Source organism: Pseudomonas sp. IT-P260, assembly GCF_949768395.1.
In the GTDB taxonomy this organism is placed as follows: Bacteria; Pseudomonadota; Gammaproteobacteria; order Pseudomonadales; family Pseudomonadaceae; genus Aquipseudomonas; species Aquipseudomonas parakoreensis.
This window is the reverse complement of record NZ_CATKPO010000003.1, coordinates 142,943-163,717: the sequence shown is the minus strand read 5'-3', so window position 1 is coordinate 163,717 and position 20,775 is coordinate 142,943. Positions and strand designations below refer to the sequence as shown.

At 60.4% G+C, this 20,775-nt stretch carries 18 protein-coding genes; 6 read left to right on the top strand and 12 right to left on the bottom strand.

Going from position 1 to position 20,775, the window contains the following annotated elements; genetic code table 11:
• Positions 1-107: 107 nt before the first annotated feature.
• From ACM6HV_RS02705 to ACM6HV_RS02695, 3 genes are all read right to left on the bottom strand, one after another.
• Positions 108-1,043: a Gfo/Idh/MocA family protein gene (locus ACM6HV_RS02705; RefSeq protein WP_414903418.1), complete on the bottom strand. Its 936-nt coding sequence runs from the start codon at positions 1,041-1,043 to the stop codon at positions 108-110.
• A gap of 199 nt (positions 1,044-1,242) precedes the next feature.
• Positions 1,243-1,875, bottom strand: coding sequence for an isochorismate family cysteine hydrolase YcaC (gene ycaC / locus ACM6HV_RS02700; RefSeq protein ID WP_414903416.1), 633 nt, complete (start codon positions 1,873-1,875; stop codon positions 1,243-1,245).
• Between the two features lie 158 nt (positions 1,876-2,033).
• Complete coding sequence (locus ACM6HV_RS02695; RefSeq protein ID WP_414903414.1) at positions 2,034-2,954, bottom strand: universal stress protein; 921 nt, start codon at positions 2,952-2,954, stop codon at positions 2,034-2,036.
• Positions 2,955-3,213: 259 nt separating this feature from the next.
• On the opposite strand from ACM6HV_RS02695, the gene fnr reads away from it, so the two are divergent.
• Complete coding sequence (gene fnr / locus ACM6HV_RS02690; protein ID WP_041074991.1) at positions 3,214-3,957, top strand: fumarate/nitrate reduction transcriptional regulator Fnr; 744 nt, start codon at positions 3,214-3,216, stop codon at positions 3,955-3,957.
• 16 nt (positions 3,958-3,973) lie between these two features.
• Here fnr and ACM6HV_RS02685 read toward each other — a convergent pair whose 3' ends face one another.
• Positions 3,974-4,888 carry a universal stress protein gene (locus tag ACM6HV_RS02685; protein WP_414903412.1) on the bottom strand — a complete coding sequence of 305 codons (915 nt, stop codon included), beginning with the start codon at positions 4,886-4,888 and terminating at the stop codon, positions 3,974-3,976.
• A 224-nt stretch (positions 4,889-5,112) separates the two neighbouring features.
• Between ACM6HV_RS02685 and ACM6HV_RS02680 the strand changes: the two genes are divergently transcribed.
• Positions 5,113-5,676 (top strand): GNAT family N-acetyltransferase, encoded by a 564-nt coding sequence (locus ACM6HV_RS02680; RefSeq protein WP_121185891.1) that lies wholly within the window; start codon positions 5,113-5,115, stop codon positions 5,674-5,676.
• A 49-nt stretch (positions 5,677-5,725) separates the two neighbouring features.
• Here the strand turns inward: ACM6HV_RS02680 and ACM6HV_RS02675 are convergent, their stop codons facing one another.
• The 4 genes from ACM6HV_RS02675 to ACM6HV_RS02660 form a co-directional block, all read right to left on the bottom strand.
• Positions 5,726-6,649 carry a universal stress protein gene (locus tag ACM6HV_RS02675; protein WP_041074985.1) on the bottom strand — a complete coding sequence of 308 codons (924 nt, stop codon included), beginning with the start codon at positions 6,647-6,649 and terminating at the stop codon, positions 5,726-5,728.
• A gap of 116 nt (positions 6,650-6,765) precedes the next feature.
• Positions 6,766-8,004 (bottom strand): MgtC/SapB family protein, encoded by a 1,239-nt coding sequence (locus ACM6HV_RS02670; RefSeq protein WP_414903409.1) that lies wholly within the window; start codon positions 8,002-8,004, stop codon positions 6,766-6,768.
• 38 nt (positions 8,005-8,042) lie between these two features.
• The gene (locus ACM6HV_RS02665; RefSeq protein ID WP_414903407.1) at positions 8,043-8,258 is read right to left on the bottom strand and encodes a hypothetical protein; all 216 of its coding nucleotides are present in this window, start codon (positions 8,256-8,258) and stop codon (positions 8,043-8,045) included.
• A gap of 35 nt (positions 8,259-8,293) precedes the next feature.
• Positions 8,294-9,367 carry an NAD(P)-dependent alcohol dehydrogenase gene (locus tag ACM6HV_RS02660; RefSeq protein ID WP_145595617.1) on the bottom strand — a complete coding sequence of 358 codons (1,074 nt, stop codon included), beginning with the start codon at positions 9,365-9,367 and terminating at the stop codon, positions 8,294-8,296.
• A gap of 309 nt (positions 9,368-9,676) precedes the next feature.
• On the opposite strand from ACM6HV_RS02660, the gene ACM6HV_RS02655 reads away from it, so the two are divergent.
• The 4 genes from ACM6HV_RS02655 to ACM6HV_RS02640 all read left to right on the top strand — a co-directional run bounded on the left by ACM6HV_RS02655 (position 9,677) and on the right by ACM6HV_RS02640 (position 15,796).
• The gene (locus ACM6HV_RS02655; RefSeq protein ID WP_108182928.1) at positions 9,677-10,600 is read left to right on the top strand and encodes a universal stress protein; all 924 of its coding nucleotides are present in this window, start codon (positions 9,677-9,679) and stop codon (positions 10,598-10,600) included.
• 148 nt (positions 10,601-10,748) lie between these two features.
• Positions 10,749-11,516, top strand: a complete 768-nt coding sequence (locus tag ACM6HV_RS02650) for a helix-turn-helix domain-containing protein (protein ID WP_145595616.1) — start codon at positions 10,749-10,751, stop codon at positions 11,514-11,516.
• 324 nt (positions 11,517-11,840) lie between these two features.
• A complete protein-coding gene (locus ACM6HV_RS02645) occupies positions 11,841-15,353 on the top strand; it encodes a hypothetical protein (RefSeq protein WP_414903404.1) in 3,513 nt (1,170 codons plus the stop codon).
• A gap of 272 nt (positions 15,354-15,625) precedes the next feature.
• On the top strand, positions 15,626-15,796 hold the full coding sequence (locus ACM6HV_RS02640) for a hypothetical protein (protein WP_414903402.1): 171 nt from the start codon (positions 15,626-15,628) through the stop codon (positions 15,794-15,796).
• Between the two features lie 298 nt (positions 15,797-16,094).
• Here ACM6HV_RS02640 and ACM6HV_RS02635 read toward each other — a convergent pair whose 3' ends face one another.
• The 4 genes from ACM6HV_RS02635 to macA all read right to left on the bottom strand — a co-directional run bounded on the left by ACM6HV_RS02635 (position 16,095) and on the right by macA (position 20,746).
• The gene (locus ACM6HV_RS02635) at positions 16,095-16,454 is read right to left on the bottom strand and encodes a DUF6124 family protein (RefSeq protein ID WP_414903400.1); all 360 of its coding nucleotides are present in this window, start codon (positions 16,452-16,454) and stop codon (positions 16,095-16,097) included.
• 153 nt (positions 16,455-16,607) lie between these two features.
• Positions 16,608-16,979: a DUF6124 family protein gene (locus ACM6HV_RS02630; protein WP_414903398.1), complete on the bottom strand. Its 372-nt coding sequence runs from the start codon at positions 16,977-16,979 to the stop codon at positions 16,608-16,610.
• Positions 16,980-17,636: 657 nt separating this feature from the next.
• A complete protein-coding gene (locus ACM6HV_RS02625; protein WP_414903396.1) occupies positions 17,637-19,595 on the bottom strand; it encodes a MacB family efflux pump subunit in 1,959 nt (652 codons plus the stop codon).
• 2 nt (positions 19,596-19,597) lie between these two features.
• On the bottom strand, positions 19,598-20,746 hold the full coding sequence (gene macA, locus ACM6HV_RS02620; RefSeq protein WP_414903394.1) for a macrolide transporter subunit MacA: 1,149 nt from the start codon (positions 20,744-20,746) through the stop codon (positions 19,598-19,600).
• Positions 20,747-20,775: the final 29 nt, after the last annotated feature.

Genomic DNA, 20,775 nt, shown 5'->3' with positions numbered 1-20,775 from the left:
AAAACTAAACGATCTTAAAAACCACGAACAAATACCCTTTTTGCATTAGCTTAGGCCTGACGCTGAGGTTCGCCGTCATCGCACAACCGCTATCCCGCTTCAACCGATCAGCGTGCCGGATCATAAAACGGCTCGACTGCCACCCGGCTGCCGACAAAGAAACTGTCCGCCACCAGCCGCAGTGGTTGCAGATCCACATCGCTGGCCCGATCACCAATCAGTTGCCGGAAGTGTCGATACACCGCTGTGTACTCGCCCTCCTCCGACACCACTTGGCGCACGCCGTCGATGCTCAGCAGCGCTCCGCCGTTGTCCAGACGCAGCACACCTTCGGCGCAGCGAATCTCGATGCTCCAGAGTTCGTCGTGACCGTGGTCGAAATCGAACTCGGCCCGCACGTCGAGTCTGCTGGCATCGGACATCTTGATCGACGCGGCAATCGGCGACTGGCAGTTGTCCGGTACCCGCAGTTCGGCGGACTCGACAAACAGTGGCTGCGCGAGCAAACGGGTGACGATCGACAGGGCGTTGATGCCCGGATCGAAAACGCCCAGACCACCGGGTTGCCAGATCCACGTCTGACCGGGATGCCACTTGCGCACGTCCTCCTTCCAGTCGATCTGCACGCTTTGCAACGTGCGACTGGCGAGCCAGTCGCGGGCGGCTTCAATACCGGGGGCGTAGCGCGAATGCCAGGCGAACAACGCACTGACGTCCTGCTGCCGGGCCTGATTGACCAAGGCCATCGCCTCGCCCAGCGTGACGCACGGCGGTTTTTCCACCAACACATGTTTGCCGGCGGCCAGCGCCTGCTGCACCAGCGCGAATCGACCTTGCGGCGGCGTACAAAACGCAATCGCATCCACCTCCGGGCCGTGTTCCAGCAACTCGCTCAACGAGTGAAAGTTCTCCACCCCGGCACAGGGTTTACCTTGCGTGGCGACCGCCACCAGACGAAATCCGGGATCGGCGTTGATCGCCGGAACATGTTGATCCTGGGCAATCTTGCCGTAGCCCACCAGACCGAGACGGATCGGTTGCATCAGTGACTCCTGTTGTTGTCTTGTTGTCGTCAGCGAATGCGCAGATTAGCCGTAAACGACTGGGAATACCCGGTGGCGATGATCAAAAAACTGCCGGTGTCCGCGTTCGGTCAGCGCAACGGGTAGCAACGCTGATGCAGCGGCGCAAACAAAGAAAGCCTGCTTTTCAGGGCAGGCTTTCACATTCACAACGCTGCAGTCACTTCTGCTGCGTGGTCAACGCCGAGTAACTGTTCATCAGGTTCCGGTAGTTCGGAATCCGCTGCGACAGCAGATTGCCCAGTCCTTCGATGTCGTTGCGCCAGTCGCGGTGCAGCTCACAGGCGACCGAGAACCAGTTCATCATTTGAGCGCCGGCCTGGGTCATGCGGTTCCAGGCGGCTTGCTGGACGGTGGTGTTGAACGTGCCGGAGGCGTCGGTGACGACGAATACGTCGAAGCCTTCGGCCAGTGCCGACAGGGTCGGGAATGCGACACAGACGTCGGTCACGACACCGGCAATGATGATCTGCTTGCGGCCGGTGGCCTTGATCGCCTTGACGAAATCTTCGTTATCCCAGGCGTTGATCTGGCCTGGACGGGCGATGTACGGCGCGTCCGGGAACATTTCTTTCAGCTCCGGGACCAGCGGGCCGTTGGGGCCTTGTTCGAAACTGGTGGTGAGGATGGTCGGCAGGTTGAAGAATTTTGCCAGATCGGCCAAGGCCAGCACGTTGTTCTTGAATTCGTTTGGCGAGAAATCCTGAACCAGAGAAATCAGACCGGTCTGGTGGTCGACCAGCAGGACTACGGCGTCGTCTTTGTTCAGGCGGTTGTAGGTTGCAGTGCTCATGTTTGATTCCCTTTTCTTGGTTGTGGTGGTTGGCGTTGCGTTGAACATGGGCACAGATTACTGACACCACCGAAACCGATAAATCGGTTGAAAAGCGTTTCACTGTCAACTCATAACGGACAATCCTGTGGCCCGGATCGGCCTTGTCTGCTTCCGTCTCAATCCACCTCGGGTAAAGGTTTGGCGATCATCAAACTGCACGGCGCCCGGTTGAGGACACTCTCGACCGTTGCGCCGATGAAGCCGACGAGGCCCTGCTGGTAGGCGGTTCCGAGCACCAGCAGGTCGAACGCATTCTGGCGAGCGAACTGTTCGATCACCTTGTGCGGGATCCCGGTCATCTGGTGTCGGCGTTGAGTCTCGATTGCGTAACGCTCGGCCAGCGCATCAAACGCCTCTTGCTGGGTGTCGTTGATCGCCTCGCACAGGCTGTGATCCAGACTCAGCGTCGGCACGCTCATCGCCGCATCGCCCAGCACCGACCAGTTGCTGACGTTGAGCAGGTGCAACTCAGCGTCGCAAGCGCTTGCCAGCGTGGCGGCCAGATCGAGGATACGGTCGTTAAGGCCTTGGGTCAGAGCCTCCAGATGCGACAGATCGACGGCGGCGAGCATTTTCAGCGGCAGAGGATGACGGGCTTCGGTGACCAGATGCACCGGGGCCGGACAGTCGCGCAGCAACAGCCAGTCCAGCGGTCGATGGAATGCCCGATTCAGCGCCGGGACATGATGGCTATCCTTGATCACCAGATCGGCCCGATAGTCGTTGATGTACTCCAGCAGATGCGCCGGCGTGGCCCTGGCCCAGACCACTTCGCTGCTGACCTGCACGCCGCAGCCGGTGTGGAACCGGGCCTGTTGCTCCAGCCAGTGCCGGTGCACCTGCAAATAACCCTCGCGTGCCTGGGCCATCGCATCGTGATCAAACAGACCGGCCACCGCCAGCGCCTGCACATAATCGAACGCCACGATGTGCAGCGCCGCATCGGTTGCCTGCGCCAGAGCCATCGCGCGATCGAAGGCCGGGGTGCGGACCATTTCGGCAGGCGCGATCAACAGCATTCGCTTGAATCTGAGCATACGAACCTCATCCTGGCAGTGCGGTACTGGCCCGATGGCCAGCCTGACATCCCTGTCGATCGAGTAGTGACCACTTGCCCGGCCAGTATCCGACGGTACCTTGCGAGGGTTCTGATTTTTATCAAGCAATGGCGCAGCTGCGTTCCCCGCACTGCGCTTTCGTCCGTTCGTCAGCTGGCGCAGGCGGTTGTTAAATGAAATCGGTGTCCGTATGCGGGGCACCTATGCTTAACCCACCCCCAACCGCGTGAACCTTCCCATGTCCGAAAAACTTGCTTTGCCGGTGCACCACCTCAAAACCGCGTGCTCCAACTGCAGTGTGCTGGAGTTGTGTCTGCCGATCGGCATGAGCGGTGCAGAAGTCGAGCGCCTGGACACGCTGATCGTGCAACGGGTCAAGGTCAAAAAGGGGGCCGCGCTGTACCGCACGGGCGATCCGCTGCGCTCGTTGTATGCCGTGCGAATCGGCTCGTTCAAGACCAGCATGCTGTCGGTGGACGGCCGTGAACAGGTCACCGGTTTCCACATCCCCGGCGAGATGCTCGGGCTGGATGCCATCAGCGCCGACGAGCATGCCTGCAATGCCTTTGCCCTGGAGGACAGCGAGGTCTGTCCGATCCACTTTGCGCAGCTGGAAAAACTGGCGCAGAACCTGCCGTCACTGCAGCACAACCTCAATCGGTTGCTGAGCCGTGAAATCGTGCGCGACCACAGCATGTTGATGCTCATGGGCAACATGAACTCGGATGAGCGGCTGGCGGCGTTTCTGCTCAACCTGTCGCAACGCTTGAGCCTGCGCGGTTACTCGGCAAAGGATTTCGTGCTGAAAATGCGCCGCGAGGAAATCGGTTCCTTTCTCGGGCTGCGTCTGGAAACCATCTGCCGGGGCATCGCTCACCTGCGGGATCAGGGACTGGTGGAAATCAGCGGCCGCGACGTGCGAATCCAGAACATGGACGGCCTCAAGCAATTGGTTGCCGGCTGCCACCGCTCGCCGCGCTGAGGCCGGCCCCGGCCGGTCAATCGCTGGGGCTACGTTGCCTGACCGCCAGAATGCTGCCTGGCACCGAGTACAGTGCCCGCTCGGTGTTGCTGCCGATCAACCGGTCAACGCCGACCCGATGCACCGTGCCCATCACCACCACGTCAGCCAGGTACTGCTCGACAAATTCACTGATCACCGGCACCGGCAAGCCCATGGCGAAATGCCGACGTTCCGGGGGTACGCCATGACGATCGGCCAGCGTCACAAAAGCCTGATGCAGCGATTCACGCAGTTCTTCGACAAAGTTGCCGTTCCAGCCACCGGTCACCAGCGGTGCGTCACCGTTGAATGCCGCCGACAAGTCATAGGCGTACAACAAGTGCAACGGCGCATCACATTGCAAGGCCAGGGCGTTGGCCGTCTGGATGATGGTGTCGTTCAAGCCGTTGATCTGCGTGGCCGGATCGAACGGATCCACCGCCGCGACCACTCGATGCGGTAATGCGTAGCGAATCTGATTGACCAGGTGCACCGGCACCGGGCATTCACGCAGCAAGTGACAATCGAGCGGCGTGATGAACACCCGTTTCAGCACTGGCTCCAGCGCCACATCCTTGATCAGCAGATCGGGCTTGAGTGCCTGCACGGTCCTGAGAATCTCCAGCAACGGGTGCGTGGTGAACACCACATCAACGGTGACCTTCAGGCCATGGCCGTTGAGTCGTTCGACCTCATCGGCGATCCAGCGGCGGTAGCGCCGCAAATAGCGCTGAGCGTCGACTTCGTCGATTCTTTCTTCCCACAGATGCGCAACCGGCACCGGTTCGACAAAGGCCCGTACGTCCAGCGCCGCCCCGCTCGCCCTGGCCAGCGCCATGGCGCGCAGCATGGCGGGTGACTGATGCAGGGTCTGGTCGGCGACCAGCAGCAAACGTTGATATTGCCCCATCACACACCTCCGCTCGGCACCGGCGTTGCACGACCGGCAAGGTTCCAGCCTGCGCTCGCGGCCCACTGCCCGACGTTGATTTACATCAACCAACGGCCATTGAGTGACGCGTTCGCGTGTGTCTGATCCAGATCAGATGCTGGCCTCGGCGACGGCGTAAAACCATCAAAAACAACCGTTGCTCAACCCGCGTCAGCCTTTCAAACCGGATGGAGGATTACCCCATGCTTACAGTCAAAGACCACAACGATCGAGCCGTGGCGGCCTACGCCGCAGTCTCCGGGCAACACTGGATCGAGGCCGTCAAGGATGGGCGTCATGTGTTGATCCGTCCGTTGGCGGAAAAGGATCGCGAGCGTGAATACGCCTTCATCAAGCGCCTGTCGCCCGAGTCCCGGCACATGCGTTTTCTGGCGCAGATCAGCGAGCCCGGCCCGGCAATGCTCGACCAACTGATGGACACCGATAACCGGCAGCGCACGGCGTTCATCGCGCTGGTGCATGAAAACGGCCAGCTGATCGAAATCGGCATCAGCCGTTATGCCGCCACCGGCGAGCATGAATGCGAATGCGCCGTCACCGTTGCCGATGAATGGCAACACCTGGGCCTGGGAACACTGTTGATGGAGCATCTGATCAAGGCTGCACGCCAGAACGGCTTCCGCCAGATGTATTCGGTCGACGTTGCCAGCAACGAACCGATGCGCGAGCTGGCCCGGGCGCTGAAGTTCGAAACCCACCACGATCCTGAAGACAGCCGTCAGGTCATACACCGTCTTCAGCTGTAAAAATCGCCCGGTGCCAAGTCTGCAAAACGACTCGGCACCGGGCGATTCTTCACGATTGCAAGGTATGTCCCGGTTTGATCGCCAGCACACTGCAAGGCGCACGATGCAGGATCTGTTCGGCGGTGGTGCCCAACAACTTGTTCAAACCGTGGTGCTGCACCGTGCCCAACACGATCACCTCAATGTGATGTTCGGCGGCAAACTCGCAAATGCTCGGCACCGGTGGTCCCTCGACAAAATGTCGGCAGGTCGGCGGTACACCGTGGCGTTCGGCCAGGGCGGCAAATGCCTCATGTTGCGCACTGCCCAGTGACTCATAGATGCCGGTGGCCAGCGGCAAGGCGCCGTAGCCCATGTCCGTGGCATACACCGCCGCCCAGTCGTAGACATGCAGCAACTCAAGCCTGGCATCACACTGCTCGGCCAGGCGCACCGCGGCGTCGACAATCTGATCGTTGAACAGCAGGTCCTGATCTTCACTGCGCAGTACATCAATGATCGCCAGCACACTGCGTGGCCTTGGATGCACGTCATCGGTGACCAGATGCACCGGCACCGGACAATCGCGCAGCAGTTGCCAATCCAGCGGGGTGTAAAACACCCGCTTCAACGCCGACTCCTGCTGCGCATCCTTGATGATCAGCGCCAACGGCATTTCGTTGACGAACTGCAGGACTTCTTCGTAAGGATGTTGCACCCAGACCACCTCACTGGTGACCTGGATGCCATGCCGTTCGAGCAATTTGCCCTGCTCGGCCAGCCACTGGCGATGCGTGCGCAAATAACCGTCCCGGGCCAGACGGATTTGCTCAGGAGCGAACAGGCCCGCCACCGCCAGCGCCTGCAGGTAATCGAAGGCGACGATGTGCAACGGCAACTGCATGGCGACCGCCAACGCGGCGGCACGCTCGAACGCCGGGGTGTGGCTCATGGTAGGGGGAGCAATCAACAACAAGCGTTGGGTCTGCGACATGGGGCACCTCGGCACGACGGCCATCGGGATCGAGTGAACAGATCTCCAGATTGCCCGCTCCTGCTGCCGACGAGTTGATCTTGATCAGCTCTGCCTCAAACCCGCGCCGCCGCGTTTCAGTGCCACAAGGTGCCGGCCCACATCGCCAGTGTCAGCAGCACCTGCCCAGGGATGACAATCGCCGCGAAACGCCTGCCGCCGCTGACCCAGGCCACCACGCATTTGCTCAACGAGTTGCTGCTGATCGCAATCAGCGCCGGAGCGACAATTGCCTCCACCGGTAACAGACCGGCCTTGGCCAACCCGGCGATCGAGGCGGTAGACGCGTGCGCATCGGCGAACCCGCTGAAGGTGGCGGTGAGCATCACGCCCACCTGGCCGAATTGACTGAGCATGGCCGACGAGACCAGGGTGATCGCGGTCATGGTCAACGCAACGATCAAGGCCAGTTTCAGATTGAATGCACCGCCTGCCGGCAGCGTCTCTTCAGCTCCTCTGGCGGGTCGGGGAAACATCAGACAAGCACTGTAGATCAGCGCCGCCACGCTGCCGGAGACCAACGGCAGCCACATGTTGCGCAACAAGGCAGGATCGACGGTGGCGAGGATCAGCCCGGTCTGAACCATGGTCGCCAGATTGGACAGCAGCGCTGCCGCGCCGAGGATCCGCAGATTCGCCGGCTCCCGGGCGAGCCGATGGCCCATCGTCGCAATGGTCACGGTGCTGGAAGCGAAGCCGGAGGCGATGGCGCTGAGAACGTAGCCGTAACGAATGCCCAGCGTACGAACGGCAATGTGCCCGCCGGCGCCCACCAGCATCAGCAACACCGTCAAGGTGCAAATGGTGCGCAGATTGAGCGCGGCGTACGGCCCGATGTAGCGATCCGGTGTCAACGGCAACACCACCAGCGCGGTTATCAGCAAGATCAGGCCATCACGCATTTCGGTTTCGCTCAACTGCGTGATCGCGAAGTCATGCAGCTTTTCCCGATACGTCAGCAAACCCGCCACCACCACGCCAATCGCCACCGCCAGTTCGGGTGAGCGTGTGCACAACGCGCCCAATATGAGCACGATGAGCAGCGCGACTTCGCTGGTCACGCCGGGGTCGTCATCGCGCCCGCGCCAATAGGCGACGGTGATCAGCAAGGTCAAACCGATTGCGACAATCCCCACCAACAGCGCCGCCCCCACCACCATCGCGGCGTAGCCCAGCAACGCGCTGATCGCGAAGGTGCGCAAACCTGCGCTGCCTCGACGCTCACCCGTGCCCTTGTGCCGTTCGCGCTCAAGACCGATGAGCATGCCGATGCCCAAGGCGGCCGCCGCCCCCATCATGCCCAGGGATTCATTCATCGTCGATTTGCCCTGCCTTACCCCTGCGCGGATCGAATTCAGCCCGCAACAGCCTTCACGGTTCTGGCCGGCGCGGGTGGGGTAAATATTTGACGCTCAGTTGCTTTTGGCCAGGGATGCGGCGCGTCGATACGGGCCTGGAGCCGGCTGACAAAAGCCTGCGCCTCCTGCAACTGATTGAAGTACACGCGACAATCATCCAGCGACACCACCCAGCCATGCGGCGCCGCCGTTGCACTGATATCAATGTTCATCGAAAAGCCTCCGTCAAATCGGAAAAGGCCCTTGTTCAAGGGGTAATCGCCACCTTCATGACCCCGTCGCGCTGATGCGCAAACAGCTCATACGCCGCCTCGATGTCATCGAGTTTGAAGCGATGGGTCACCAGCGGCGACAGATCCACCGCGCCGCTTTGCACCACCGCCATCAAGCGGCGCATGCGTTCCTTGCCACCGGGGCACAGGGTCGAGACGATGCTGTAGTCGCCCAGCCCGGCGGCAAAGGCATTGAGCGGAATGTGCAGGTCGCTGGAGTACACTCCCAGGCTCGACAAGCGACCACCGGGACGCAGCACCCGCAATGCCGATTCAAACGTACCTTGGGTGCCCAGCGCTTCGATGGACACGTCGACACCACGGCCATCGGTCAACGCCATGATCTGCTCGACCACGTCGCCGTCCTTGAAGTTGACCACATGGGTCGCGCCCAGTCGGCGGGCGACGCTCATGCGTTCGGGCACGGCATCGACGCCGATGATCGTGGTGGCGCCCTTGAGGCGCGCCCCCGCCACCGCACACAGGCCGATCGGCCCGAGGGCAAAGACCGCGACGCTGTCGCCGATGTTGATCTGCCCGCGTTCCGCCCCGGAAAAACCGGTGGACATGATGTCCGGGCACATCAGCACCTGTTCGTCGCTCAAGCCGTCGGGGATCGGGCACAGATTGGCCAGGGCGTCCGGCACCAGCACGTATTCGGCCTGGCAGCCGTCGATGGTGTTGCCGAACTTCCAGCCGCCAATCGCCTTGAAGCCGTGGCGGGTGTCCGGGCCGTCCTGCGAGCCGCAACCGCACAGACAGGCGTAACTTTGGCCGCTGGGCGTAATGGCCCCGGCGATCACCCGTTGACCCTCGACGAAACCGCGCACCTGCGAACCCAGCCGCTCAATGACGCCCACCGGCTCATGACCGATGGTCAGCCCTTTGGCCACCGGGTATTCGCCGCGCAGGATATGCACGTCGGTGCCGCAGATTGTCGTGGTGGTGACGCGCACCAGCGCATCCAGTGGCCCAACTTGCGGAATCGGCTTGTCTTCGAGCACGATGCGGTTCTTTTCGACGAAGATCGCTGCTTTCATCATGGTCATGATCCAATCCTCTGAGCGGGTCGCAGCTTGAGATGTCCTCAAGACTGCGCCGTCGTCACAGCGCCAACGTTGATAATGGTCAAACAAACTGCGGATCAGCCCACCGCTTTCGCGAGCACGCCCGCTCCCACCCGGGATCTCGGACAGCCCCCCCTACCGTGCGTCCGATGAGCCGTGTGGGTGAATCGCCCCGTTGACAAATATCAATCCCGCCCGCCACGCCCGGGCCACGATGGACTCAAGGCTCACGGCCCGAACACAACGCCGCCCTTTCGCGTCGTGTGTGCGATCAACCACGGGAGATTTGTCATGTCTGAGCAATCGCGTTTCATGCTGGTGGTTTCGCCCCTGATGAAAAACAGCCCGGCTTTCGAGCGCGCCGCCGCGCTGGCCAAGGCCTCCGACGCGGCGTTGCACATCGTTGCGTTCGATTATCTGGAAGGCCTGGCGACCGCCGGACTGGTTAACGAACAGGCGCTGGAACAGATGCGCCTGGGCTACATCGAACGCCATCATCAATGGCTTGAGGACCAGGCCCGGCCACTGCGCAAACTCGGGGTGCACGTCACCACCGAGGTGGTCTGGGTCGAGAGGCCGCTGCAGGAAATCCTCATTCACCTGCGCGAACAACCGATGGCGGCGCTGATCAAGGCACTGGAGCACGAATCACTGCTGTCGCGCCTGATGTTCACCCCGCTGGATGTGCACCTGCTGCGCGAATGCCCGGTGCCGCTGCATTTCGTCAGCCATGTGCAACACGCGCTGCCACGGCGGATTGTCGCGGCGGTCGACCCGTTCCATCGCGATGGTCAGTACCAAGGTCTGAACGACCGGATCCTGTACGAGGCCGATAAACTGGCGACGCTGTGTAACGCGCAGCTCGACGTGATTTACGCCCATGACCTGACCTCGCTCAGCGCCGCCGAATTCGGTTTCGATCACGCCTCCGCGTTCTTTTCCTCCAGTGCCGCCAAGGCGCTGTTCGATGCCCAGGGCGAAGCGTTCCGTGAGCTGGCCGAACGCAACGATATTCCGGCAGAAAACCAGCACATGATCCTGGGCGACCCGGCCAAGGTACTGGCCAGCTACGCCGATGCTTATGACATCGACATGATCGTCATGGGCCGCATCGCCCACCGGGGTGTGGGCCGTCTGATCGGCAGCACCGTCGAACACCTGCTGTACAAGATGCCATGCAGCGTGTGGGTGGTGGCGCCGGAAAAAATCGAGTGAAGTTATAAGCTGATAACGCCTTCATTAAACCGTCTTTCAAACGTTGTACTAGGATAGGATCCACATCCTGACATTGCGTCGACCAGGGAACATGCTCGACGCAGGTCAGGAATGGGACTGTTTCACCTGCAACTCATGGATGATGTTTATGAACTCACACCTGTTTCCCCATATCGGCAAAGTCATTGCGAGCACCGGTAGCCGGCACTTTCCGCGAATGCTGCATGACCTGATCCAGACGCAACTGGCGGTGGACGCCACGCACATTCGGCAAATGCGCGTTGAGCCGGTCGGCCGCCCCGCCCATCGCAATCCGCCGGAAACCGGCAAAGACTCGGCCCAGCAGGCTGAAACGGTATTCTGCGAACACATTGCCGCACGCTCGAGTGCGCCAATAGACCCGCCCGCCTCCGCCAGCGCCGACGCCTCACAATTGCACCTGACCCGACGCAAGGACGGCTACCGCTACGTGATTTCGGTGTATCGCAACGACCAGTCGCAACGGTTCTCGGCCCAGGAGCAGAGTTTATTGCAGGACATTTCTCCGGTGCTGTTGCCGATGGTGGAAAAACACATTCACGCCCTGCAACCCTTGCAAACCGGCACTGAAGAGCCGTCGCCCGGCACTGACGGCGCGCAACCGGGCCTGGATAACCTGCGACTGCGCTTCAACGAACGTTTGCAGCAACTGGGCCTGAGCCTGTCCAATCGCGAAACCGAGGTGTGCATTGGCCTGCTCGCCGGGCGTACCGCGCCGGAGCTGGCCGAGCAATTGCAGTTGAAGGTCAACACGGTGGAAAGCTATCTCAAGCGCGCCGCGATCAAGCTGGGAATCAGCGGCCGGCATTCGTTGATGCGCTGGATGTATTCGCCTGAACATACCGCCACCCTGCCCGGCTCACCCCACGCCGCTTGATGGTGCCCGATCTGCAGGAACTGCCGCTGCGAGCAAGCCCGCTCCCAAAGAAGAGCACATTTCAAGGGTGGGAGCTGGCTTGCTCGCGAAGAGGCCGGTACGGCTGGCAACCCTCTCATTCAAGCCCTGCAGGCACTGCCCGCGACGGGCACAGAAGGTGCCAAGGGATGCCGAGAAGCGTATTTTTATCCGTCGGGCCGTGCCTTACTGCTAATCCGAAAAGGCTTCGTACCTGTAATTTCTGACAGTAGTCAGAGCCGTCATCTTCAGCGTTAAATAATTCCATGCCCGTTGTCTCCCAACAGTTCGCACGGAGTTCCGACCATGCTCGTTCAGCCCAAGAGGAAAATCTCTGCCCCCCATTCATTGCTGGACCCGATAGTGCTCGGGCGCCTCCTACCTTCCGGCCAGTGGGGGATCAACCGGGCGGCGGTGTTCACTTTTCCCGACCTCGGCCTGCCTGTCGTCATCCCCGTCTGGGCCAACAAGGCTGTCGGTGATACCGTCAAGCTGCTGCTCGACGGCCGTGAGGTCCACAGGCGTACCATCATTGACGAGGCCGAGCTCAAGCAACCGACCCTCTTGTGGGTGGCTCCCCGTCATCTGCAGACCGGTTCTTACCAATTCACCTACGAAATCAAACAGTCCAATCAAAATGAAGAGCGCCCGGACAAGCCCCTCAACCTCTTCGTCAAACTGGAACTCCCTGGTGGCCAGGACATCGACCCGGGCCCTGGTCATTCCAATCTGTACATGTACATTCCCCCGGAAATCGTCAACGGCGGTGTGGACAAAGATGTTGCCGAAGCGGGGGTGCCGATTGTCATCAGGTCCGAGTCCGGCAGCGGCTTGCCTTACCCCGACATCGCGGAGGGCGACGTCATTCATCTCAGTTGGGGTGGCTTTTTTGAGTATTCCACACCGGTGACCCTGGAGCAGATCAACGATCCAGCGGCAAACCCGATATTAATCACGGTCTCCAAAGCCACTATTAAAGAGGCTGGTGACACCGACCTCTCCGGTCTGGCGGTCTCCTTCAAGGTGCGCGACATCGTCGGCAATGAATCGGAAGACTGGTGCAAGGAAATCCGCATTGTCGTCACCACCGGTGGTGACCTGCTGGCCGCACCTATCGTTCAGGAGGCCGTCAACAACAAGCTCGACGCCGATAAACAGGGCGACAACGACATCACGGTGCATGTCACGGCCACCCAGCCAGACTTCGAGATGGATGACATCATCCACTTGACCATGCTCGGCACCACCCTGGAGGGCCAAAAAGTCGAAGTCACCGCCCTGCCCCAGACCGTCGACAATATCCCGCATAACTACGAATTCAAGCTGTCCATTGCGGCCGTGCGCAAACTGGTCAATACCCAGGTCAGTTTCTTCTATCGGCTGGAACGCAGCGGCAGCAGTGACCCGTTACGCTCAAAAAGGCAGTTTGTACAAGTCACCGGCGCAGCCCACCGCCTGGCCGCACCGATCATCGTAGAAGCCGAGGATGACTTCATCGATCCCACGAAGACACCCATCAACGTTCGCATTCCGTTCGATCCGGCCATCGAGTACGGCATGGGCATTGAGCTGTTCCTGTTGGGTAAACGTCCGGACGGCAGCACCTTCCTGCCTGAGTTGGAGTGGCACATTCCGGAGGAGGATGAAGTCGAGAATCCCGAAGGTTTCGTCATCACCGTCGATGACTACAACCTAAAGCTCCTTGACGGCGGAACCCTGAAGGGGTGGTACAACCTGCTGATAGCCGAAGGCGACGAGATCCTCAGACGGGAGTCGCTGCACACGAGATTGCTCAATGTGGGTGAACCGAAATTCGAGCTGGACGCCGCCATTGTCCTCGGGGTGGTGAACGGCTTCCTCGACCCGGTCACACTGCCCGGCGGTACCAGTAGACTGACCATCCCCAGGCCTGTGGTGAAGCCATGGGTAGCCAACGACGAGGCCACCTGGAGGTGGGTGGGCGACATCTCCGGCGAGGAACCCGGGTCCCGCACATTCAATGCCGTAACCGCCCAGCAAGACTGGGTCATCAACCTGGACGCCGCCTTCGTCGCCCAACACATCGAACCGAACCGCGGCAGCAAGATCACCGTCCGCTACCAGCTCTGGCGCCATGCCACAGATCAAACCAGCCTTTCGAATCCGTTGGTGTTCACCGTGGGCGTCGCGCTGGACCTGCTCGCCCCCTGGATCAAGGAGAACAACGGCGACAGCGCACTCAACCCGCTGCTGGTCAGGGACACCTTGACCATCGTGGTGCCGGACAACAGCGCGTTGCTGCCAAACCATGCAATCAGCGTCACCTGGACTGGCGCTGACGGCACGCCGGCCGGCGGGTCGCACACCTCAGCGCCGCGTGCGGTAAGCGAAGGGCTTGAGTTTGCGATCCCCAACAGCGTGGTGGCGTTCAATCTGGGTAAGCGGGTAAAAGTCTCCTACGTCGTCATCATTGATGGTCATCCAAAACCGTCCCGGGAATTTGACCTGACGGTGCAAGCAATGCCGCAGAGCGCGCTGGCCAGCCCCACCATCGAGCAGGCCGAAAACGACGGCGCCGGCCCGGAACTGCATACCGGCAACCTGACCCAAGCTTCCGTTCGCATGGGCGACTGGCCGCTGATCGCCCTCGACCAATACGTCTGGTTGCACCTGTACGGGATCAATGCCGACGGTAGCGCCTACGTGCGCGAGATCTGGAGCGCGCCGACGGCCTTCACCAACCCCGGCTGGATCGCTGACCGGTTCTTCACTTTTCCGCTTCCAGCCGATGAGCTCAAAGCTCTGCGGGATGGCAGCAGCCTGGCACTGATGTTTAAAGCGGCGCTTGGTCAGAGCACGGTGGAGAGTGAGGCGGTGGAGTTTCCGGTGCGGACTTATACGATCAGGGCGCTTGTCGAGGTACGGCCGGACATTACACGTGTCGAAGGATCCAAGGGTGAGATCTCTGAAGGCGGCGAGACCGAAGACACGACAATCACACTGACCGGCACGGCAAGCCTCGGTCAACAGGTCCAGATCAAGGACGGTACGACGATCATAAAGGATGCCACTGCCGATGCCTCCAGCGGCATCTGGACGCTTGTCATCTCGGGACTGGCCGAAGGGTGGCACATTTTCACGGCGATCGCCCTGTACGGCAGTGGCCAGGAGTCAATCCCTCGAAGCTTGGAGGTTGTGAGTGAGCGGCCTGTAATTAAACGAATGACAGACACTGCGGGTGGGCCGATCGACGATCTCGGAATGACAAACTATACCTCCGTGAACCTGGGTGGCACGGCGGCCGCTGGCAAGCAGGTGCAGATCCTCGATGGGACGACGGTGAAAAAGACCGAGGATGTCGATAACAGGGGTAACTGGACGGCTTCACTCAGCGAACTCACACGGGGAGATCATTCAATCATCGCCGAGGCAACCTATGGCACCCTCCCAGCATCCGCAAAGTGGAGATTCACAGTAAACCCTCATCAGTTCACTGCGACCATAACCGACCTATATACTCATAAGACTTTTGGTGGCCCCAGTATCCGCCATGCCCCTAACTCCACCATCAACTATAACGATGATGTCAGTGATACGTTTCTTTCCATGCGCTTCACTATTGCAGGACCAGCAGGCGCATTTCCGGCGGTATCGCGGCCATTCGTAAATTCATACGCCCCGGTCGGCGGGGAGTATCTAACCTTGCCAATTCCCGGGCCGGGGTCATACACCGTCGCATTCCCCCGATCGAAGTTCATAGGGTATACCAACGTAAGATTCGCTGTCTTCGACGTAAACCTCGTGGTTCGAGCAAGTGTGGGCTTACACATAAAAAACTAAATCAACAATCCACCACAGGCGTCTCTCCTTGAGCGGAAGACGCCTTGTCGTGTGCCTACACGGTTTTCACCTGATCGCTAACCGGTTCTTCACTTCCGAGATTTCAGTCGCTGAAATCAAAACCAGAGTCGAAAATCAGGAACAGGGTCAATTACCCGTCCCCTTTCGCTTTTCGCACTTCGAGCATGTTACTACTCGTCGCAAATACGCCCCCACCTGTAATTTCTAGCGGTAGCCCCCTCACCTGAGCCTTAACCCTTTTCCAACCGGAGTTGACCCCCGAACCCTATACACCGCCAGTATGGATATATATCAAACTCGACCTGCCCGGCGGCCAGGATCTGGACCCCGATCCCGGTCAACATTCCGAGCTGTACCAGTACATCGATCCGCGCATCATCGCCGACGGCGTGGACAAGAAAACCGCCAGAAATGGCGTGTAAATCACCATCAAGGCCAAACCCGGCAACCTTTCGAAACGGCCTTATTCAAACTGCGTCGCAGGTGATGTGATCATCGTGAGTTGGGGTGGCGTGCGGGTTCGCTCCGCACCGGTCACTCAAGCGCAGGTTGACGATTCGGATGCCCATCCGATCGTAGTCGACGTCATTGGAAAGGACATCCTCCGGGCCGGGTACTCGGGCCCCGCAGGAGGGATCTTTGCCGGGCACTTAAGCAGTGACCAACGCAGATCCACTGTAGGAGCGAGCCTGCTCGCGATGAGGCCGTTACTGCTGTCTGCTATTCCTTGGGCACAACATTATCCAGCGCCTGATTCACCGCCAACTCCCCCAGCATCACCACCTGCGCAATGCCCAACACCGTATTACGACTCGGCCCCTCCAGCGTGCCAGCGAAATCGCCGAGCATGACCGTGGCCGAGGCCAAGGATTCGCAGGCGTTGGCCAGCAGGGATTCGGTGTCGGTTTGCGGGTTGACCAGGAACACGCTGCTGGGGGTGTACGGCGTCGCCATGATGTGCGCGGGCGCGAGGTAGTGGTCGAGGGCGCGTTCGGCGGCTTGGTGGAGTTTTCTCGAGTTGCGGGATTCGTAGGGCGATACCGATTCTGTGATCGGCGGATTGGGTGGCGTTTCGGGCATCAGCTGGAACTCCGATCAAGGTACTTTGAATGAATGATGACCTGTAGGAGCTGCCGAAGGCTGCGATCTTTTTGATCTTGATCTTGATCTTGATCTTGAAAAACAAAATCAAAAGATCGCAGCCTTCGGCAGCTCCTACAGGGGACCGGGCAGTTAGTTCGGCACGCGGCGGCCGTCCAGTACCCGGTTGACCATCAGTTCACTGAGCATGATCACCTGATGCAGCATCAGCATCGCCCGGCGCTGTGGGTTGTCGACGACGTCGCCGATATCGCGGGCCATGTCGCTGGCGGCGGCTAATGATTCGCAGGCTTCGACGAGCAAGGTTTCTTCGTCCACGGTGGGGTCGATGAGGAAGATTCTGTTGGATTTGCTTGAGGGTGTTGAAGGGATCGAGATCTTCAGGGCGCCGGGGTTGAGGTAGAAGTTGATGGCGCGGTCGGTGGCCGCTTTTATCTTCTGCGGGTCGAGGGCTGGGTCGTACGGGATTGAGGCGTCCGGGGGATTGGGTGTGGCTTTGAACATGGATGTACTCCTATTGCAGCTATTCAGGAGCCATCACTCTCGCTACCAAACGAGGGGTGGTGGCCATACGCGGGTTGGTAGACCGGCTGCAATAGGAACCCGGCGCTCACGAGTGAGCCCCACGCATGACCACCATAAAACCGAGCCCCGCAAAGGGACTGCATAGGTGTTGCCATACAGCTATTACAGACGGGCTACCAAACCCGATCACTGATTTTCAGTGACAGGGAAACGATATAGCCCGGCCCATAGCTGTGTAAGCCGGCGGATTCTGGCGTACGCGTAGGTAACGGCGCAAGGCGTTGTAGCCGGTATGGCGTAACGGTTCGTGTACTTTAAACGTGGTTGCAGGGGTGCGTTTATGGTGTGTGTGTGTGTGGAGAACCGGGATTGCTCCTGTAGTTTTGATGTCGTCTGGCAGACCGCTTTCGCGAGCAGGCTCGCTCCCACAGTTGGATTGAGTGCATTCAGTGGAGAGGTTGGTCGGCTTGTGGGCCGTCATCGCTGGCAAGCCAGCTCCCACAGTTGGATTGAGTACACTCAGTTGGGGACTTCGCCATTGCCAGCAGGCCCGGGCGAAAAAAAGGGACGGGGTCATGACCCGTCCCTTTCGATTTGTGCGCTTAAGGCACGAGCCCGCCCAATCAGCTCCGGCAATCAGTCCCGCGCCAACGCTTCGATCGGGTCCAGGCGCGAAGCATTACGCGCGGGGACGAAGCCGAAGACGATGCCGATCAGCGTCGAGCAGATCACCGCCGTCAACACCGAGGCCATGGAGAACACCATTTCCCATTCCTTGATGAACAGCGAAAACAGGTGGCCGATGGCGTACGACAGGGAAATGCCGATGGCCCCGCCGAGCAGGCAGACCATCACCGCCTCCACCAGAAACTGCTGACGGATGTCCGACTGACGCGCGCCGACCGCCATGCGAATGCCGATCTCGCGCGTACGCTCGGTGACCGACACCAGCATGATGTTCATCACGCCGATGCCGCCGACCACCAGCGAAATCACCGCGATCAGCGACAGCAGCAAGGCCAGCGAGCGGCTGGTTTTCTGCACGGTCTGCATCACGCTGTCGAGGTTGTTGGTGTAGAAGTCCTTGATACCGTGGCGTTGCAGCATCAATTGGGTGACGTGATTTTCCACGACTTTGCTCGACTGGCCGTCCTTGATGCGCACGCTGATGCTGTCGAGAAAGCGTTGGCCCAGAATACGGCCGGCGGCGGTTTCGTAGGGCACCCAGACGTTGAGGGTCTTGCCAGAGGCAAACAGGTTTTTGTTCTCGGCGGCCACGCCGATCACGGTGCATGGCAGGTTACCGATCAGGATCACCTGCCCCAGCGGATCGACGCCCTCGCCGAATAACCGATGCCGGGTGTTGTAGTCGATCACCACCACCTGCGCCTGACGCCGCGCGTCGCTCTCGCTGAAGGTGATGCCCGCCTCCAGTTTGATTCCGCGAACCTGGAAATACTGGTCGCTGACACCATTGATCTGCGCGTCGAGGTCGATGTTGCGGTAACGCAAAAGCATGCTGCGGCCGACCACCGGGGTGGCGCTGTCGACGTAATACAGTTGATTCAGCGCGGTGACGTCGGCCGGCACCAGCGTCTCGATCGAGGCCGCGCGCTTGTCGCCGAAACTGCTGCCGGAATAGATATCGATGGTGTTGCTGCCAATCGCTGAAATGTCCTTGAGCACGTAGTTTTTCGCACCCTCGCCGATCGCCGAAATCGACACCACCGAGGTGATGCCGATGACGATCCCGAGCATGGTCAGCAAGGTGCGCATGCGGTGCGAAATCAGCGCCACCCAGGCCATGTTGAAGGCTTCTTTGAACAGCCCGAGGCTGGCGACCAAACGGCGGGTCGCCGGTGGTTTGGGCGGCACCTGCTCTTCGTCCGACAGTTGCCCGGTGTCGCGCTGGTTGCGCCGGTCGCTGAGGATTTCGCCGTCGCTGACTTCGATGATGCGCTCGGCGTTGGCCGCGACTTTCGGGTCGTGGGTCACCAGAATCACCGTGTGCCCGGCTGCGTGCAGCTCCAGCAGAATGCGCATCACCTCCTTGCCGCTGGCGGTGTCGAGGGCGCCGGTGGGTTCGTCGGCAAGGATCACTTCACCGCCATTCATCAAGGCCCGGGCGATACTCACCCGCTGCTGCTGACCGCCAGAGAGCTGGCTCGGGCGATGCGTCAGGTGCCCGTCGAGGCCCAGCCGCGCCAGCAACTCACGGGCGCGGGCGTGGCGTTGCGGCGCCGGGATGCCAGCGTAGATGGCCGGCATCTCGACGTTGTGCATCGCGCTCAGGTGCGGCAGCAAGTGATAGCGCTGGAAGATGAAGCCGAAGTAATCGCGGCGCAGTTCGGCCAGCGCCTGATCGTCAAGGTCGCGGGTCTCCTGACCGTTGATCCTGTAGCTGCCGGCGGTGGCGTAATCGAGACAACCGAGGATGTTCATCAGGGTTGATTTGCCGGACCCGGAGGCGCCGATGATCGCCACCATTTCTCCGGCATTGATCGTCAGGTTGATGTTCTTCAGTGCGAGAAACTCGCGGTCGCCGGCGGTAAAACTGCGGGTGATGCCGGTCAGTTGCAGTAACGGCTGCGTCATGCTCAAGCCCCCGCCACGGCAGGCAGCGGATCACCGATCACCACCCGCTCGCCTTCATTCAGGCCCTGATTGATCTGCACTTTGACGTTGTTGTTGATCCCGGTCTGCACGTTGCGCGACTGCGCCTGGCCCTTGGCGTCCAGCACCCGCACCGGAAAGCTGCCATCGGCATTGCGTGGGCCGAGCGCGGCCACCGGCACGGTCAGCACCGATTGCGCGGTATCGAGGACGATGCGCACTTGCGCGGTCATCGAAATGCGCAAGCGATGATCGGGGTTGGGCACCTCGAACAGCGCGTTGTAAAACACCGCAGTGTTTTGTTTCGGGGTGCCGGCCGGCGGCGTTTCGAGGAAGTTCTGCGGCGCCGGTTCAGTACCGCGCAGCTTGCCGTAATAGCGTTTGTCCTCACCGAGAATGGTGAAGTACACCTGCTGTCCCGGCGCGATATGGATCACGTCCGCTTCCGAGACCTGGGCCTTGATGGTCATGGTGTCCAGATCCGCCAGTTTCAGCAGGATCGGCGCCAACTGGTTGGCGATCACGGTCTGGCCTTCCTGGGTGACGATGCCGACCACGTCGCCATCGATCGGCGCGACGATCCGCGTATACGCGAGGTTGACCTTGGCGGTGTCGATCTGGATGTGCGCACTCTTGATCTGCGCGTCCAGCGACAGCAGATTGGCCTGCTGCACCTCGTAGTCCGATTGCGCGGTTTCAAAATCCTGACGCGAGATCGAAGCGTCTTCCTGCAGGTTCTGATAACGCTCGTAAATCGCTTTGGTCTGCTTGAGCTGCGCCTGCGTTGCGCGCTTCTGCGCCTGCAGGTTTTCCTCATCGACCTGCGCCTGACGCAGGGTGTTCTGCAGTACCAGCGGATCGATCTCGGCCAGCCACTGGCCCTTCTTCACCTTGTCGCCCACCTTGACCTTGAGCGACTTCAACTGCCCCGACACCTGGGCACCGACGTCCACCTGCTTGACGCCTTCCAGCAATCCGGTGGCGAGCACGGTGTTTTCGATATCCGAGCGTTCGACCGGGGCGGTCTGGTATTTCGGCGCTTCGGCCGGTGCCTGCACCGTGTACAGCACCAACCCGGCCACCGCCGCCAATGCCAACCCCATACCGACTTTGCGCAACTTCGACTTTTCCATAAATAACCACAAGTCCGTTCAGGGATGAA

Excerpts from the sequence above, each read along its gene's own strand:
- ACM6HV_RS02705 (WP_414903418.1), bottom strand. The coding sequence starts at position 1,043 with ATGCAACCGATCCGTCTCGGTCTGGTGGGCTACGGCAAGATTGCCCAG.
- ycaC (WP_414903416.1), bottom strand. The coding sequence starts at position 1,875 with ATGAGCACTGCAACCTACAACCGCCTGAACAAAGACGACGCCGTAGTC.
- ACM6HV_RS02695 (WP_414903414.1), bottom strand. The coding sequence starts at position 2,954 with ATGCTCAGATTCAAGCGAATGCTGTTGATCGCGCCTGCCGAAATGGTC.
- fnr (WP_041074991.1), top strand. The coding sequence starts at position 3,214 with ATGTCCGAAAAACTTGCTTTGCCGGTGCACCACCTCAAAACCGCGTGC.
- ACM6HV_RS02685 (WP_414903412.1), bottom strand. The coding sequence starts at position 4,888 with ATGGGGCAATATCAACGTTTGCTGCTGGTCGCCGACCAGACCCTGCAT.
- ACM6HV_RS02680 (WP_121185891.1), top strand. The coding sequence starts at position 5,113 with ATGCTTACAGTCAAAGACCACAACGATCGAGCCGTGGCGGCCTACGCC.
- ACM6HV_RS02675 (WP_041074985.1), bottom strand. The coding sequence starts at position 6,649 with ATGTCGCAGACCCAACGCTTGTTGTTGATTGCTCCCCCTACCATGAGC.
- ACM6HV_RS02670 (WP_414903409.1), bottom strand. The coding sequence starts at position 8,004 with ATGAATGAATCCCTGGGCATGATGGGGGCGGCGGCCGCCTTGGGCATC.
- ACM6HV_RS02665 (WP_414903407.1), bottom strand. The coding sequence starts at position 8,258 with ATGAACATTGATATCAGTGCAACGGCGGCGCCGCATGGCTGGGTGGTG.
- ACM6HV_RS02660 (WP_145595617.1), bottom strand. The coding sequence starts at position 9,367 with ATGACCATGATGAAAGCAGCGATCTTCGTCGAAAAGAACCGCATCGTG.
- ACM6HV_RS02655 (WP_108182928.1), top strand. The coding sequence starts at position 9,677 with ATGTCTGAGCAATCGCGTTTCATGCTGGTGGTTTCGCCCCTGATGAAA.
- ACM6HV_RS02650 (WP_145595616.1), top strand. The coding sequence starts at position 10,749 with ATGAACTCACACCTGTTTCCCCATATCGGCAAAGTCATTGCGAGCACC.
- ACM6HV_RS02645 (WP_414903404.1), top strand. The coding sequence starts at position 11,841 with ATGCTCGTTCAGCCCAAGAGGAAAATCTCTGCCCCCCATTCATTGCTG.
- ACM6HV_RS02635 (WP_414903400.1), bottom strand. The coding sequence starts at position 16,454 with ATGCCCGAAACGCCACCCAATCCGCCGATCACAGAATCGGTATCGCCC.
- ACM6HV_RS02630 (WP_414903398.1), bottom strand. The coding sequence starts at position 16,979 with ATGTTCAAAGCCACACCCAATCCCCCGGACGCCTCAATCCCGTACGAC.
- ACM6HV_RS02625 (WP_414903396.1), bottom strand. The coding sequence starts at position 19,595 with ATGACGCAGCCGTTACTGCAACTGACCGGCATCACCCGCAGTTTTACC.
- macA (WP_414903394.1), bottom strand. The coding sequence starts at position 20,746 with ATGGAAAAGTCGAAGTTGCGCAAAGTCGGTATGGGGTTGGCATTGGCG.